Below are 14,692 nucleotides of genomic sequence, written 5' to 3' on the forward strand. Positions count from 1 at the left end.
GGATAACGGTCACGTCACGCGCCCAGGCACTTTGATTAGTTACTCGCCGTTATGTGATTTACATCACGTGTGAATCCGCAATGAACATGCTAGAACAACGCAATCCCGTATCCGGCTCCACCCCATGCCGGCTCTGCGGACTACCGGTATCAACTGCACAACCAGGGCGATCGCGGTTCGAGTCCGCGGACCGATTCCCTCCCCTCGCCGATCGGACGACGGCGTTCTGCACCATGTCCGCTCACCGCGGCGCAGTCTCCCATGCGTCGGCCCGCCCTACAGGTGGTAACCACTGTGTCACTCGATTCCATAACCAACTCCGTCGACAAGGCAGTAAGCGACTTCGTCGAACCCATCGCCACCAAGCTGGGTGAAATCGTCTTCTACTCCGTCCCCGTCGGCGGAACGGAACTGCCCCTCATCGTCACCTGGCTCGTCGTGGCCGGCCTCGTCTTCTCCGCCTGGTTCGGGCTCGTCCAGATCCGCAAGTTCCGGCTCGCGGTCGACGTCGTGAGAGGCAAGTACGACGAGAAGGGGTCGGACGGCGAGGTCAACCACTTCCAGGCGCTGACCGCAGCGGTCTCCGGCACCGTCGGCCTCGGCAACATCGCCGGTGTCGCCGTCGCCGTCTCCATCGGCGGCCCCGGCGCCACCTTCTGGATGGTCCTCTGCGGCCTGCTGGGCATGGCCACGAAGTTCGTCGAGGTCACCCTCGGCGTGAAGTACCGCGAGGTGCACCCGGACGGCACCGTCTCCGGCGGCCCGATGCACTACCTGCCCAAGGGACTCACCGAGCGCTTCGGGCGCAACGGCAAGGTCCTCGGCCGGGTGCTGGCGGTCCTGGCCTCGGCCATGATCCTCTTCTTCGGCCTCTTCGGCGGCAACCTCTTCCAGGTCAACCAGAGCTACGCGCAGCTCGTCTCCGTCGCAGGCGGCGAGGACGGCGCGCTGGGCTCCTCCGCCGGTGCCCTGTTCTTCGGTCTCCTGATCGCCGCGGTCGTCGGCATCGTGCTGCTGGGCGGCATCCGCTCCATCGCCACCGTCACCAGCCGGCTGGTGCCATCCATGGCGGCGATGTACATCGTCGCGTGCCTGATCGTCATCCTGGCCAACATCAGCGCCGTCCCGGACGCCATCGGCTCGATCTTCGAGGGCGCCTTCAACCCGGAGGGTGTCGCCGGCGGTATCCTCGGCGCGCTGATCATCGGCTTCAAGCGGGCCGCCTTCTCCAACGAGGCCGGCCTGGGATCCGCCCCGATCGCGCACTCCGCGGTGAAGACCAAGCACCCCGCCAGCGAGGGCCTGGTCGCCCTGCTGGAGCCCTTCATCGACACCGTGGTCGTGTGCACCATGACGGCCCTCACCATCGTCATCGCCAGCCCCGACAGCTGGACCAAGGCCCGCACGGACGAGTCCATCGGCGGCGTCACCATCACCTCCGACGCCTTCGAGACCGTGCTCCCCTGGTTCCCCTACATCCTGACCATCGCGGTCATGCTGTTCGCCGTCTCGACCGTGCTGACGTGGGGCTACTACTGCCTCAAGGCGTGGACCTACCTGTTCGGCCGCAGCAAGGTCAGTGAGCTGAGCTTCAAGGTCGTCTACACCCTGTTCGCCGTCGCGGGCGCCCTGCTCACCCTGCAGACCCTGATCGACCTGGCGGACGCCGTGCTCTTCTCGCTGGCCGTCATCAACATCATCGGCCTCTACCTGCTCGCCCCGATCGTCAAGCGCGAGCTGAACAACTTCCTGGAGTACATCCGCAGCCGCAAGGCAGGCGCACCGGACAGCTCCGGCGGCGCCGACGAGGACAAGGACCCGGTCACCACGACTGTCTGACGGTCGGACCGACCCACCGCGGAAGGGGTCCGGGTACGCCGCGCCACGGCGTACCCGGACCCCTTCCGCATGTCTGCGGCCGGTCACCGTCCCGTGCCGCAGGACGAGCCGTCCGTCCGCGGCGTGCCCCCGCCCGGTGCCCGGTGTCCGACCGGGTGCCCGTACCCGAGCCGCGGTGCGCCGAAGCCGCTCAGCGGCGGGACGGCCCGTGGAGGGGCACCCGCCACACCAGTGCGGCGCCGCCCGCCGGGGGGCCGGTCAGCTCCAGTTCGCCGCCGAGCTGCCGGGCGCGCTCGGCCATGTTGCGCAGTCCGCTGCGGCGACCGCCCGGCGGGATGCCCCTCCCGTCGTCCGAGACCGCCAGCCGCAGCTGCTGCCCGTCGGTCTCCAGCACCACCTCGGCCCGGCTCGCACCCGCGTGCCGGGCCGTGTTGGTCAGCGCCTCGGAGAGCACGGCCACCACATGGTCGGCGACCTCGCCGGACACCTGGGTGTCCAGCAGCCCCTCCATCCGCAGACTGGGCGGGAAGCCGAGCACGGGAGCCGCCTCGCCCACCGCACGCACCACGCGCGCACGCAGGCCGGATCCGGCCGCGTCCTCCCGCGCCCGCAGTCCGAAGATGGTGGTCCTGATGATCTTGATGGTCTCGTCCAGGTCGTCCACCGCGCGCAGCACCCGCTCGGACGCCTCCGCGTGGTCGATGAAGCGCCCCGCGCTCTGCAGCGTCATCCCGGTGGCGAACAGCCGCTGGATCGCCAGGTCGTGCAGATCGCGTGCGATGCGGTCGCGGTCCTGGAGCACCGCGATCTCCTCGGCGTCCCGGCGGCGTTCGGCCAACTCCATGGCGACGGCGGCCTGGGCCGCGAATCCGCGCAGCGGCTCGGTCTCCTTCTCCGAGAACGGAGTCCGGCCCGCGGCCCGGACCAGCAGCACCACGCCGCGTACGCTGTCGCCGGAGCCGATGGGAACGGCGACGGCCGCGCCGAGCCCCGCCGACGGCAGCCCGCCGCCCGGGCCCTGCCGCGCGCCGGCGGCGGGAGGAGGACCGGGTGTGCCGCCCCCGGCGCCGGTGAGATCCGGGCCCGAGACGGCGGCGGCGCTCTCGAAGGCCCGCCCGATCAGGCCGTCCCCGGCCGGCAGCACCAGTCCGCGGTACGCCTCCGCCTGCGGCCCGATGGCCAGTTCGACGGTGAGCGCGTCGGTCTCCTCCATGGGCACCGCGACCACGGCCAGCGCCGCCGCGGTGATCTCCCGGGCCCGCTCGGCGATCAGCCCGAGGACCTGGCCGCGGTCGCTGCCGGACATCAGGTTGTGGGTGATCTCCGCACTGGCCTGCAACCAGCGCTCGCGCAGCCGGGACTCCTCGTAGAGGCGGGCGTTGTCGATGGCCACCCCGGCCGCCACGGCCAGGGTGGAGAGGACCGACTCGTCCTCCTCGTCGAACTGCGCGCCGCCCCGCTTCTCGGTCAGGTAGAGATTGCCGAAGACCTGGTCCCGTACCCGGATCGGGACGCCCAGGAACGTGTTCATCGGCGGGTGGTGGGGCGGGAATCCGTAGGAGGCGGGATGCGCCGAGAGCTTCGGCAGCCGCAGCGGCTCCGGGTTGCGGATCAGCTCCCCGAGAATGCCGTGACCCTCCGGGAACGGCCCGATCCCGGCGATCTGCTCGCCGGTGACGCCCACGGTGAGGAACTCCGAGAGCCGCCTGCCGTCCGGGCCGATGACCCCGAGCGCGGCGTATTCGGCGTCCACCAGGACCGCGGCAGCCTGCACGATGCTGCGCAGCGCCTGTTCGAGGTCCAGTTCGCGGCCGACCGAGAGCACCGCCTCCAGCAGGTTGTGCACCCGGTCCCGCGTGCCGCGGGCCGCGTCGAGCCGGGCCTGCAGCTCCTCCAGCAGTTCGTCGAGCCGTAACTGCGGCAGCCGGAAGCGGGGTTCGCGGGCCTCCTCGGAGTCTCCCACCGCTGCTCCTCCACCTCCCCTGGACCGTGCCGCGGGGCGGCCGCCGCGCTTCCGCACCACGGTAGCGGCCGTCGTCGCAGGATAGTACCGGGCACCCACCGGGTGGCGGGACCGGCCGGGGCTCTGCAGGGAGCGGAGACGCCACGAACGGCCGTCGGCGGACCGGGATTCCCGTCCGCCGACGCGGCGGGGCCTACACCGGTGGCGCCGGCACCACGAGCACCGGGCAGTGCGAGTGGTGCAGCAGGGCGTGCGCGACCTGGCCCAGTTGCGGGCCGAGCCGGTGGGTGCGGCGGTGCGCCTCGACGACGGCGACGGACGCCTCGCGGGTGGCGGCCAGCAGGGCCCGTACGGGATCCGGGCGGTCGGTCCCGGTCCCTGCGCGGGAGCGCAGAAAGATCCGCAGCCGGGCGCCGCGCCGCTCCGCCTCGGCGAAGGCGTAGGCCGCGGCATCGGCCTCGGCGTCGCTCTCCAGCCCGAGCAGCACCGCACATCCCTCGTCCCGTATCCGGGCCCCGCGTACCACCAGCAGCGGGCCGGGCGGGCGGGCGGCCAGCCGCAGGCTCACCGAGCCGAACAGGGCACCGGCCACAGCACCCAGTCCCCCGGCGCCGACCACCGTGAGGGACGCTCCGGCGCTCTCGCGCACCAGGGCGCGCACCGCGCCGCCCTCGGCTGCGGTGGCGGCCACCGGCAGACCGGGATGGCGGGCCCGCAGCCGGGTCCGGGCCGACGCCAGCACGGGTGCCGCCTCGTCGCGGTCGGGAACCGCGTACACGAGGTGGAGTCCGGTGCGGCGGCGCGCGGCTTCGTCGGCGGCCCGGTCCAGTGCCCGTACCGCGACCGCTGAACCGTCCACCCCGACGACCACGTACGGAGCAGTCATGGCAGTCCCTTCCCCGGTGCGGCACCGCTGCGGTACCGACGGTGAGCAAGTGCGGAGCAGGACGCGGCGTCCGTGCGTGCCGGGCCGCGGGCGGGCCGTCGCCCGTTCCGCCGGCGATGGTTCGCCTCCCGCCGCGGCGGCGGCAGGGCCACGAGGTGCGCCGCGACGGGTCCGGACGGCCCTCTTCCGCGGGGCCGTCCGGACCCGCTCACCCGGGCGGACCGGGCGCCGGGCCGGTGCCGCACACATCGACCGGGCGGCCGGCCAGTTCCCGGCCGGTGACCAGTGCGGGTTCGACGCGTACGAAGAGACCTCCGGCCGAAGGCGCCCAGGTGCAGAGGCCGTTCCGCCGGAGCCGGTCCTGTTCGAGAGGATCGGTGACCACCGCGGCGCGCCCGGTGACGACGACGCTCCAGCCGGACGGCGCCCGCTCGTCGACGTCGTCCGCCTCGAACGCCACCACCACCTGGTCGATCGCACGCGCCAGTTCCGAGGCGGCCGAGGTCCGCAGCAGCACGGCCCCGTCGTGGTCCAGGCGGAAGGCGACCGGCAGGACGGCGGGGAGGGCGTGACGGGTGTGGACGAGGCGGCCGAGCCGCACCGACGCCAGGCGGCGGAAGCACTCCCGCCGGTCCAGTTCACGGAAGCCGTCATTCGGATACATGTCCACTCCGTGGTTCGGATGTGCCGGCCGGGCGGTCTCCTCCAGCCTGCCCGGGGGCGCTGGAGCGGGGTGAGGGCCGTCGGTCCCGGGTTACCGGCGAGCGGTCCCGCTCTGCCGTGCGGCGACCGGCCCGGCCGGTCCGGGTGCTGCGCGTCGAACACAGGCGCGGGACCGACCGGCCCTACCCGGCGGCCGGTGCCCCGCGCTTACCTGGACGCATGTCCGAGAACTCCCCCGAGTCCGCGCACTGCCACACGAAACGCGCCGACGGTGGCGTGACCGTGCTGGAAGTGGGCGGAGAGCTCGACATCAGTACGGCGCCGCTGCTCGCCTCCCGGCTGGACGCGCTGACCGCCGGCCCACGACCCGACCTGGTGCTGGATCTGCGACCGGTCTCCTTCATGGACTGCAGCGGGCTGAGTCTGCTGTGCCGGGCCAGGAACCGCACCGCGGCACGGCACGGCAGGCTTCGGCTGGTCTGCGACAGCAACCGCTTCCTGCGGATCCTGGAACACGCCCGGCTGGCCGACACCTTCGAGATACACACCCGGCTGCCGGAGGCCCCGGCCGCCGCCCGCACCGCTTCCCCCGCCCGGACACCTACCGCGTGACCGCCGGGCAGCCGCGCCGGCGGCCGAGCGGCGGTCCCGAGCAGCGCTGCCCGGCACCGCAGGGCGGAATCGCCGGATCATGTCCGGCGCACGGCCGCCGCCCCGCCCGGCCGGGGGCGCGGCCGGGGAACGACGAGGGGAGCGGCGTCGGCGGGCGCCGGGAGGATGTCCGCCTCCAGGCCGTAGAGCTCCTTGACGAGGGCCTGGTCTACCGCGGCGCGGGGCGGCCCCTGGGCGAGTACGCGGCCGTCCTTCATCGCCACCAGGGTGTCGGCGTAGCGCGCCGCGGCCGTCAGGTCGTGCTGGACCATGACGACGGTGCGGCCGGCGGCGGCGACGTCCCGGACGAGTTCGAGGACGTCGACGGCGTGTCCGAGGTCGAGGGCGCTGGTGGGCTCGTCGAGCAGCACCACGGGTGTGTGCTGCGCGAGCACCATGGCGAGCCAGCAGCGCTGCCGCTGGCCGCCGGAGAGCTGGTCCAGGCGTTCTGCGGCCAGTCCGGTGGTGCCGGTGGCCTCCAGCGCCTCGTGCACGGCGCGTTCGTCCTCGCGGGACCACTGGCGCAGCAGCCCCTGGTGCGGATGGCGGCCGTAGCGCACGAGTCCGGCGACGGTGACGGCCTCGGGAGCGCGGGGCGACTGGGGCAGCAGGGCCGCCAGATGTGCGGCCCGGCGGCGGCCGGCCTGCCAGATGTCGGATCCCGCGACGTGCACCGTGCCGGACTCCGGCCGGTGGAGGCGGGCGAGGGCGCGCAACAGGGTGGACTTGCCGCAGCCGTTGGGACCCACGACGGCGGCGACCTGCCCGGCCGGGACCGTCAGATCCACGCCGTGGACGATCCGGCGGCCCGGGTATCCGGCGTGCAGGGAGCGGACCTCCAGGCCGGGAGGGGTGTCGGTCATGGCGGGTTCAGACCTTTCCGGTGGTACGGTCCGGGCCGAGCAGGACCCACAGCAGGAAGGGTCCGCCGAGCACGCTGGTGACGACGCCGACGGGGAGTTCGACGGGGGCGATGACGCGGCCGAGGGTGTCGGCCGCGACCACGAGTGCGGCTCCGGTGAGCGCGGACCCGAGGACGGGCACCCGGGTGGGTCCGCACAGCCGCTGGGCGAGGACGGGGGCGGCCAGCGCGACGAAGGCGACGGGTCCGCCGACACCGACGGCGAGCCCGGCGAGGACGACGGCGAGGCCGAGCGCGGCGGCCCGCAGGCGGCGCAGGTCCACGCCGAGTGACGCGGTCACCTCGTCGTCGAGGCGCAGGAGTTGCAGGCGGTGCCCGGCGGCGAGGCCGAGGGGCAGCAGGACGGCCAGAGCGGCCAGGAGCGGGGTGCCCACCTGCCAGTCGCGGCCGCTGAGGCTGCCGACCGCCCACAGGAAGACGCCGCCCGCGGTGTTGTCGTTCTCCCGCGACATGACCAGATCGCTGACGGCGCCGATGACGGTGGAGACCCCGATGCCGACGACGAGGACCCGGTAGCCGGCCGAACCGGCCCCGCCCGCGCACAGCACGACGAGGACCGCGGCCGCCACGGCGCCGAGCGGGCCGAGCCACCAGTGCCCGACCATGCCGGTCGACGACCCCGCCGCCGAGGCGACGACGGCGGCGGTGGCACCCTCGTTGACGCCGATGATGTCGGGGGTCGCCAGCCGGTTGCCCGCCAGTGTCTGGGTGAGGCAGCCGGAGACGCCGAGCGCGGCTCCGACCATCAGCGCCACGCACAGGCGCGGCAGCCGGAACTCCCGCACGATCATCACCGTGCCAGGCTCCCCCGTACCGAGCAGCCCGGAGAGGGCGTCCGGCAGGCTCGTCCCGGCCGAACTCACCACCACGCCGGCGGCGACGAGGAGGACGAGCAGCGGGAGCAGCAGGGCGGCGGCGAGCGCGCTGCGGCGCGGGAGGAGCCAGGAGAAGGGTCCGGCCCGCAGCAGGGTGCTGTCAGGCGGTGTGAGCCCGGGTCCGTCGGCCGGCCGGCCGCCACCGGGGTGCCGGCCCGGACGCGGGGGCCGGGTGGGACGGGGTCCGGTCATGCCGTCGCCCCCGCGGTGGACAGCCGCCGCGAGCGGGCGATGCCGATGAGCAGCGGGCCCCCGACGAAGGCGAGCAGCACGCTGACCGGGGTCTCCCAGGGCCGGACGAGCACCCGGGCGAGGATGTCGGCCAGGATCAGCACATCGGCCGCCACCAGTGCGGACAGCAGGAGTTGGGCGGTCATCCGCGGCCCGGTCACCGCGCGCGCCGCGTAGGGGGCGAGCAGTCCGAGGAAGGCGACGGGTCCGGCGACCGCCACCGCGCAGCCGCCGAGCAGCGCGACGGCACCGGCCACCAGCAGCCGGATGCGTTGGGGGTGGTGGCCCAGCGTCCGGGCGCCGTCGTCACCGAGACCGAGCGCGGACAGCGGGCGGGCGCAGGCCAGGGCGGTGCCCAGGCCGAGGGCGACCGGCAGCAGGAGCGGGGCCAGTTCGCCGGTGCCGACCCCGGCCAGGGAGCCGAGGGTCCAGTAGCGGTAGGTGTCGAACGTGGCCTGCGTGCCCAGCAGGACGTACGAGGTCAGACCGTGGAAGGTGGCGCCCAGCGCGGAGCCGACGAGCACCAGCCGCAGTGGTGATCCCGCGGTGCGCCCGGACGCGGCGAGCAGCAGCACGACGGCGCTCGCGGCGATGCCGCCGAGCAGCGCCCAGCCGAGCAGTTCGGCGGACGAGTCGGCCCCGAAGAAGGTGAGCCCCAGGACGACGGCGAAGGCGGCACCGGAGTTGACGCCGAGCAGACCGGTCTCGGCGAGGGGGTTGCGGGTGGCCGCCTGCAGCAGGCAGCCGGCCGTGCCCAGGCACAGGCCGACCAGCACGGCGGCGAGGGTCCGGGGGAAGCGCACCTGCAGCACGGCGAGGCGCAGTTGGGGATCGGCCCGCGCCGAGGGGTCGCCGAGCAGGTAGTCCCAGGCCCGGCCGGGCGAGCTGGAGCCGCTGCCGACCAGGAGCGACACCAGGGCGAGGACCGCCAGGAGCACGGTCAGTGCCGCCCCGGCGCCGAGTGCCTGCCGTCCGGCGGGGCGGCGGCGTCGCGGGGGGCGGTCACCGGCCGGGGCGGACCGCCGCTCTTGCACACTCAACATAAGGTTAGCCTAACCTAAGTACGCCTGGTCGCGACCGGCCGGCGCCAGAACTCCGCATGCCCGAAAGCGAGAACACCGCCCATGCAGCTCGAGCCGTCCTCCCCCGCCCGCAGACACACCGCCCCGGTCTCCGCGGCCGCCACCCGCCCCGCGGCCGTCCGGTCCACCGCGGCAGCCCTCTGCCTCAGCGCCTGCGCCCTCGCCCTCGCCGGATGCGGCTCCGCCGAGGAGACGTCCCGCTCCGGTGGCGCACAGGGCGAGAGCGGCACGGTGCGCGTGACCGACGCCACCGGCACCGAGGTCTCGGTCACGAAGCGGCCCCGACGGGTGGTGGCGCTCAGCGAGATGGACCTGGACTCCGCGCTCGCTCTCGGCGTCCGGCCGGTCGGCCTGACCGCGGGCCGGGGCCAGCAGGGCGCCCCCGCCTATCTCGCGAAGGAGGCCGAGGGCATCCCCACCGTCGGCGCGGTGACCGGTCCCGACATCGAGAAGGTCGTCCGCGCCGAACCGGATGTCATCCTCGCCGGCCAGCTCGCCGACGAGCAGGTCCTCCAGCAGCTCAAGAAGATCGCACCCACCGTGGTGACCATCGACAAGACCAAGGACTGGCAGAAGTCCCTCGAACTCACCGCGGAGGTGCTGGGCCGCGGCGACCGGGCCGACGCGTTCCTGAAGCGCTACCGGTCCCGGACGGCCGCGCTGAAGAAGGACCTCGGCCCCCGGGCCGGAGCCAGCGTCTCCGTCGCCCGCTACTCGGCCAAGGGCACCGCCGTCATGCAGCAGGGCGTCTTCATCAGCGACGTGCTGGCCGACCTCGGCTTCGAGAGGCCCGGCCTTCAGCAGCGCAAGGGCGAGGGGCACTCCACCCCGATCAGCGACGAGAACCTCGAGAAGATCGACGCCGACTGGCTGTTCATCGGCACCCTCTCCCCCACCGGGCCGGACGCCGACCTGCTCGACGAGCTGACCGGCAAGCCCGCCTACCGGCAACTGGACGCGGTGCGCGAGAAGCACGTGACCGAGATCGACGGCTCGAAGTGGACGAGCCTGGGCGGTGCCAAAGCCGCCCTCTCGGTGCTCGGCGACATCCGGAAGGCCATGGCCGAATGACCGCCGCGGACGAACTGGCGGGCCGGACCGCCCTGGTGACCGGGGCCGGCCGGGGCATCGGCGCCGCGGTGGTACGGGAACTCGCCGCACGCGGGGCCCGCGTCGTGGCGACCGACCTGGACCCGGACGGGGTCGCGCGACTGGCCGCCCACCACCCGGACCGGGTCACCGCACGCACCCTGGACGTCACCGATCCGGCCGCCGTCGACGCGCTGCTGGCCGAGACGGCGGACCTGTCCGGACCCCTCGACATCGCCGTCAACGTCGCCGGGATCCTGCGCACCGCGCAGGTCCTGGAGTTGAGCGACGCGGACTGGGCGGCCACCTTCGCCGTCAACACCACCGGCGTGCTGCACGTCTCGCGCGCGGCGGGCCGGACCATGGCCGAGCGGGGCAGCGGCAGCATCGTGACCGTGGCCTCCAACGCGGCGGGCATCCCGCGCACCGGGATGGCGGCCTACGCCGCCTCAAAAGCCGCCGCGGTGATGTTCACCAAGTGCCTCGGACTGGAGCTGGCCGCCCGGGGCGTGCGCTGCAACACCGTCTCCCCCGGCTCGACGCGGACCGCCATGCAGCGCGCCGCCCGGCGCTCCGCGTCCGGAGCCCGGGCGCAGGACGAGGACGGGCACCAGAGCACGGCGGACGGCGAACAGCGGGCCGTGCAGGGCGATCTCGCCGCGCACCGCACCGGCATCCCGCTGGGCCGGATCGCCGAGCCGGAGGACATCGCGGAGGCCGTCGCCTTCCTCGTCTCCGACCGCGCCCGCCACATCACCCTGCACGACCTGTACGTCGACGGCGGCGCCACCCTGCGGGCCTGACCGGCCGCCCGGACCGTACCCGCCACTCTCCTGGGAGAACCCATGTCTGCCCCACTGCGCGAACGTCCCGCCCCCGCCTCCCGGTCGGGGCCGGCCGCGCTGCCGTACCCCGCACACTCGCCCGGCGCCGCCACCGCTCTGCTGGAGGACTACCGGCCCGGCACCGACCGGCTGCTGGCCACCCCGGAGCGCACCCTGCTGGCACGGGGGACGTCCGCGCAGGTGCCGCACGACAGCAGGCCGCTGCCGCAGCGCGTGCGGCGGCTGCTGGAGGCCCGGCGGCAGGCGGGCGAGCCGGCTCCCCTCGTGGTCGGGGCGCTGCCCTTCGCGCCCGACGCGCCGCCCGCGCTGGCCGTACCGGAACAGGTGCGCTGGGCACCGCCGCTGCGAGAGGACCCGCAGACGGTACTGCCGATGCCGGATCAGGAGACCGGCGGCGGCTGGCACGTCCGCGAGGTGCCCGGCGCCGAGCGGTACGGCGCGGCGGTGGCCGCCGCGGTCGCCCGCCTGCGGGCGGGCGAGCTGGAGAAGGTGGTGCTGGCCCGCGCCCTGGACCTGACCGCGCCGCACGAGCCCGATCTGCGCGCCATGCTGCGCAGGCTGGCCCACCGCGACCCGGCCGGATACACCTTCGCCGTCCCCAGCGGCCCCGGCCGCACGCTCGTGGGCGCCAGCCCGGAACTCCTGGTCGCCCGGCGGGACGGACGCCTGACCGCCAACCCGCTGGCCGGATCGGCGCCACGCAGCAGCGACCTCGCCGAGGACGTGCGGCGGGCCGCCGCACTGCTGGAGTCCCCCAAGGACCTGCACGAGCACGCCGTCGTCGTCGACGCCGTACGGCAGGCCCTGGCGCCCTTCTGCACCCGCCTGCTGGTGCCCGGCAAACCCACCCTGGTGCGCACCGCCGCCATGTGGCACCTGTCCACCACCGTCTCCGGGGAGCTGGCCGAACCGGCCGCGACCGCGCTGGACCTGGCCACCGCGCTGCACCCCACCCCCGCCGTCTGCGGAACCCCGACCGCAGCCGCGCGGAAGCTGATCGCGTCCTGCGAACCGTTCGACCGGGGTCCGTACACCGGCATGGTCGGCTGGCAGGACGCACAGGGGGACGGCGACTGGGTGGTGACGATCCGCTGCGCCGAGGCCGAGGGCAGCCGGCTGCGCCTGTTCGCGGGTGCCGGTGTGGTGGCGGACTCCTCGCCGCAGGCGGAGACCGCCGAGACCGAAGCGAAGTTCCGCACCTTCCTGGACGCCGTGGGAGCCGCCCTGTGAACAGCCTGTCCGATTCCGCGAACCCTGTCGAGGACGGGCCATCGTCCGAGAGCGCGAGCCCGACCGCGCCCGCGACCACTCCGGGGCTGGACGCGCCCACCTGGCCCGCCGAGTTCGCCGAGCGGTACCGGGCGGCCGGCCACTGGCGCGGCGAAACGTTCGGGCAACTGCTGCGTGAGCGGGCCGCCGCGCACCCCGACCGGATCGCGCTGGTCGACCCGGCGCCCCGGCGCCGCACCTGGACGTACCGGGAACTGGACGAGCGCGCCGACCGGCTGGCCAGCGGATTCGCGGCCCGCGGCCTGGGCAGGGGCGACCGCGTGGTGCTGCACCTGCCCAATGTCGGAGAGTTCGTGGAGGTGGTCTTCGCGCTGTTCCGGATCGGCGCGCTGCCCGTCTTCGCCCTTCCCGCGCACCGGGAGGCGGAGATCCGCCACTTCTGCGCCTTCACCGAAGCCGCCGCCTATGTGACCTGCGACCGGCACACGGGCTGGGACCACCGCGAGCCGGCCTCCCGGGTCCAGCGGGACACCCCGACGCTGCGGCACGTGTTCGTCGTCGGCGAGCCCGGCACGCACACGGCCCTGGCCCAGGTGGCGGAGGCCGCGCCCGGCTCCGTGCCCGCGACGTGCCCGTCCGCCGGTCCGGAGCCGCACGAGCTGGCCTTCCTGCAACTGTCGGGCGGCACGACCGGCACACCCAAGCTGATTCCGCGCACCCACGACGACTACCTGTACTCGCTCCACGGCTCGAACGAGATCTGCGGCGTGGACGAGCACACCCGCTACCTCGTCGCCCTGCCCGCGGCGCACAACTTCCCCATGAGCTCGCCCGGCTGGCTGGGCACCCTGGCGGCGGGCGGCCGGGTCGTCCTGTGCCCGCGCCCCGATCCGGCCACCGCCTTCCCCCTGGTGGCCCGCGAGGGGGTCACCATGACCGGCCTGGTGCCGCCGCTGGCCCTGCTGTGGACGGAGGCGGCCGCCGGCACCCCGGAGGACCTGCGGAGCCTGGAGCTGGTGCTGGTGGGCGGCGCCAAGTACAGCGAGGAGGCGGCGCGGCGGCTGGAACCGGCGCTCGGCTGCCGGCTGATGCAGGTCTTCGGCATGGCCGAGGGCCTGGTCAACTACACCCGGCTGGACGACGACACGGAGACCGTCGTCACCACGCAGGGCCGCCCCATCTCCCCGGACGACGAGATCCGCATCGTCGACGACGCCGACCGGGAGGTGCCCGAGGGCGCGTCCGGACACCTGCTGACCCGCGGCCCGTACACCATCCGCGGCTACTGGCGCGCCGCGCGGCACAACGCGCGCTCCTTCACCCCCGACGGGTTCTACCGGACCGGGGACCTGGTGCGGCGCACCCCCGGCGGGCACCTCGTGGTCGAGGGGCGGGCCAAGGACCAGATCAACCGGGGCGGCGAGAAGATCGCACCCGAGGAGGTGGAGAACATCCTCCTCGCCCACCCCGCGGTGCACGACGTCTCCGTCGTCGCCGTGCCCGACGCGTACCTCGGGGAGCGGTCGCTCGCCTACGTCGTCCCCCGCGCGGACGGCGGGCCGCTGAAGCCCGCCGACCTCAAACGGTTCGTGCGCGAGCGCGGCGTCGCCGCCTACAAGGTGCCCGACGTCGTGGAGTTCGTCACCGCGTTCCCGCAGACCGGTGTCGGCAAGGTCAGCAAGACAAAACTGCGATCCGCCGCGGCCACCGCTCCGCAGCACTGAAAGGCCCTCGAACATGGCACTCCCCGCCATCGACCCCTACCTTCTGCCGACCGCGGACGAACTGCCCGCGAACCGGGCGTCCTGGCGCGCGGACCCCGCGCGCGCCGTGCTGCTCGTCCACGACCTGCAGCAGCACTTCCTCAGCGCCTTCCCGACCGGCCGGCAGCCGCTGATCGGCATGCTCGGCAACACCGCGCGGCTGCTGACCGAGTGCCGCCGCCTGGGCGTGCCCGTCGTCTACTCGGCGCAGCGCGGCGGACAGTCACCCGAGGAGCGCGGGCTGCAGGCCGACTTCTGGGGGCCCGGCGCCGCCGACACCCCCCAGGCCCTCGCCGTGCCGGCGGCCGTCGCCCCCGCGGCGGGCGACCGGGTCCTCACGAAGTGGAAGTACAGCGCGTTCGTGCGCACCGACCTGGCCGAGCTGCTGCACCGCTCGGGCCGCGACCAGTTGGTGATCGCCGGGGTGTACGCGCACATCGGTGTCCTGGTGACCGCCTGCGACGCCTGGATGCGGGACATCCAGGCGTTCGTCGCCGCCGACGCGGTGGCCGACTTCTCCCGCGCGGACCACCGGGCGGCGCTGCGCTGGGCCGCGGGCCGCTGCGCGGTCGTCAGCACCACCGAGACGCTCGTCGGCGACCTCGCCGAACCCGCCGCCCGCCCGGCGTCCACCGACCACACGGAGGTCTGAA

At 74.3% G+C, this 14,692-nt stretch carries 13 protein-coding genes; 7 read left to right on the top strand and 6 right to left on the bottom strand.

Going from position 1 to position 14,692, the window contains the following annotated elements; genetic code table 11:
• The first annotated feature begins 294 nt into the window (after positions 1–294).
• Positions 295–1,839 carry an alanine/glycine:cation symporter family protein gene (locus BMX65_RS16125; RefSeq protein ID WP_075000998.1) on the top strand — a complete coding sequence of 515 codons (1,545 nt, stop codon included), beginning with the start codon at positions 295–297 and terminating at the stop codon, positions 1,837–1,839.
• A gap of 190 nt (positions 1,840–2,029) precedes the next feature.
• Here the strand turns inward: BMX65_RS16125 and BMX65_RS16130 are convergent, their stop codons facing one another.
• The 3 genes from BMX65_RS16130 to BMX65_RS16140 form a co-directional block, all read right to left on the bottom strand.
• The gene (locus BMX65_RS16130; RefSeq protein WP_075000999.1) at positions 2,030–3,802 is read right to left on the bottom strand and encodes a sensor histidine kinase; all 1,773 of its coding nucleotides are present in this window, start codon (positions 3,800–3,802) and stop codon (positions 2,030–2,032) included.
• 193 nt (positions 3,803–3,995) lie between these two features.
• Complete coding sequence (locus tag BMX65_RS16135; protein WP_177214282.1) at positions 3,996–4,688, bottom strand: universal stress protein; 693 nt, start codon at positions 4,686–4,688, stop codon at positions 3,996–3,998.
• A 208-nt stretch (positions 4,689–4,896) separates the two neighbouring features.
• Positions 4,897–5,352 carry a pyridoxamine 5'-phosphate oxidase family protein gene (locus BMX65_RS16140; RefSeq protein ID WP_075001000.1) on the bottom strand — a complete coding sequence of 152 codons (456 nt, stop codon included), beginning with the start codon at positions 5,350–5,352 and terminating at the stop codon, positions 4,897–4,899.
• Between the two features lie 218 nt (positions 5,353–5,570).
• Between BMX65_RS16140 and BMX65_RS16145 the strand changes: the two genes are divergently transcribed.
• The gene (locus BMX65_RS16145; RefSeq protein WP_075001001.1) at positions 5,571–5,963 is read left to right on the top strand and encodes an STAS domain-containing protein; all 393 of its coding nucleotides are present in this window, start codon (positions 5,571–5,573) and stop codon (positions 5,961–5,963) included.
• A 77-nt stretch (positions 5,964–6,040) separates the two neighbouring features.
• Here the strand turns inward: BMX65_RS16145 and BMX65_RS16150 are convergent, their stop codons facing one another.
• Genes BMX65_RS16150 through BMX65_RS16160 form a run of 3 tightly spaced genes read right to left on the bottom strand, consistent with a single transcriptional unit; the run spans position 6,041 to position 9,073 of the window.
• The gene (locus BMX65_RS16150) at positions 6,041–6,865 is read right to left on the bottom strand and encodes an ABC transporter ATP-binding protein (protein ID WP_075001002.1); all 825 of its coding nucleotides are present in this window, start codon (positions 6,863–6,865) and stop codon (positions 6,041–6,043) included.
• 7 nt (positions 6,866–6,872) lie between these two features.
• Positions 6,873–7,991 carry a FecCD family ABC transporter permease gene (locus BMX65_RS16155; RefSeq protein WP_075001003.1) on the bottom strand — a complete coding sequence of 373 codons (1,119 nt, stop codon included), beginning with the start codon at positions 7,989–7,991 and terminating at the stop codon, positions 6,873–6,875.
• Entirely contained in the window at positions 7,988–9,073 is a 1,086-nt protein-coding gene (locus BMX65_RS16160) for a FecCD family ABC transporter permease (protein WP_079171919.1), read from the bottom strand. Before BMX65_RS16160 ends, BMX65_RS16155 begins: the two co-directional genes overlap by 4 nt.
• An 81-nt stretch (positions 9,074–9,154) precedes the next feature.
• Between BMX65_RS16160 and BMX65_RS16165 the strand changes: the two genes are divergently transcribed.
• The 5 genes from BMX65_RS16165 to BMX65_RS16185 all read left to right on the top strand — a co-directional run bounded on the left by BMX65_RS16165 (position 9,155) and on the right by BMX65_RS16185 (position 14,691).
• A complete protein-coding gene (locus BMX65_RS16165) occupies positions 9,155–10,183 on the top strand; it encodes an ABC transporter substrate-binding protein (RefSeq protein WP_075001004.1) in 1,029 nt (342 codons plus the stop codon).
• Entirely contained in the window at positions 10,180–11,004 is an 825-nt protein-coding gene (locus BMX65_RS16170; RefSeq protein WP_075001005.1) for a 2,3-dihydro-2,3-dihydroxybenzoate dehydrogenase, read from the top strand. The genes BMX65_RS16165 and BMX65_RS16170 overlap by 4 nt, the downstream gene beginning before the upstream one ends.
• 42 nt (positions 11,005–11,046) lie before the next feature.
• On the top strand, positions 11,047–12,276 hold the full coding sequence (locus BMX65_RS16175; protein ID WP_075001006.1) for an isochorismate synthase: 1,230 nt from the start codon (positions 11,047–11,049) through the stop codon (positions 12,274–12,276).
• Between the two features lie 86 nt (positions 12,277–12,362).
• Positions 12,363–14,000 (top strand): (2,3-dihydroxybenzoyl)adenylate synthase, encoded by a 1,638-nt coding sequence (locus BMX65_RS16180; protein WP_075001305.1) that lies wholly within the window; start codon positions 12,363–12,365, stop codon positions 13,998–14,000.
• A gap of 13 nt (positions 14,001–14,013) precedes the next feature.
• Positions 14,014–14,691 carry an isochorismatase family protein gene (locus tag BMX65_RS16185; protein ID WP_075001007.1) on the top strand — a complete coding sequence of 226 codons (678 nt, stop codon included), beginning with the start codon at positions 14,014–14,016 and terminating at the stop codon, positions 14,689–14,691.
• Position 14,692 lies beyond the last annotated feature (1 nt).

It is taken from the genome of Streptomyces qinglanensis, assembly GCF_900111245.1.
In the GTDB taxonomy this organism is placed as follows: domain Bacteria; phylum Actinomycetota; class Actinomycetes; order Streptomycetales; family Streptomycetaceae; genus Streptomyces; species Streptomyces qinglanensis.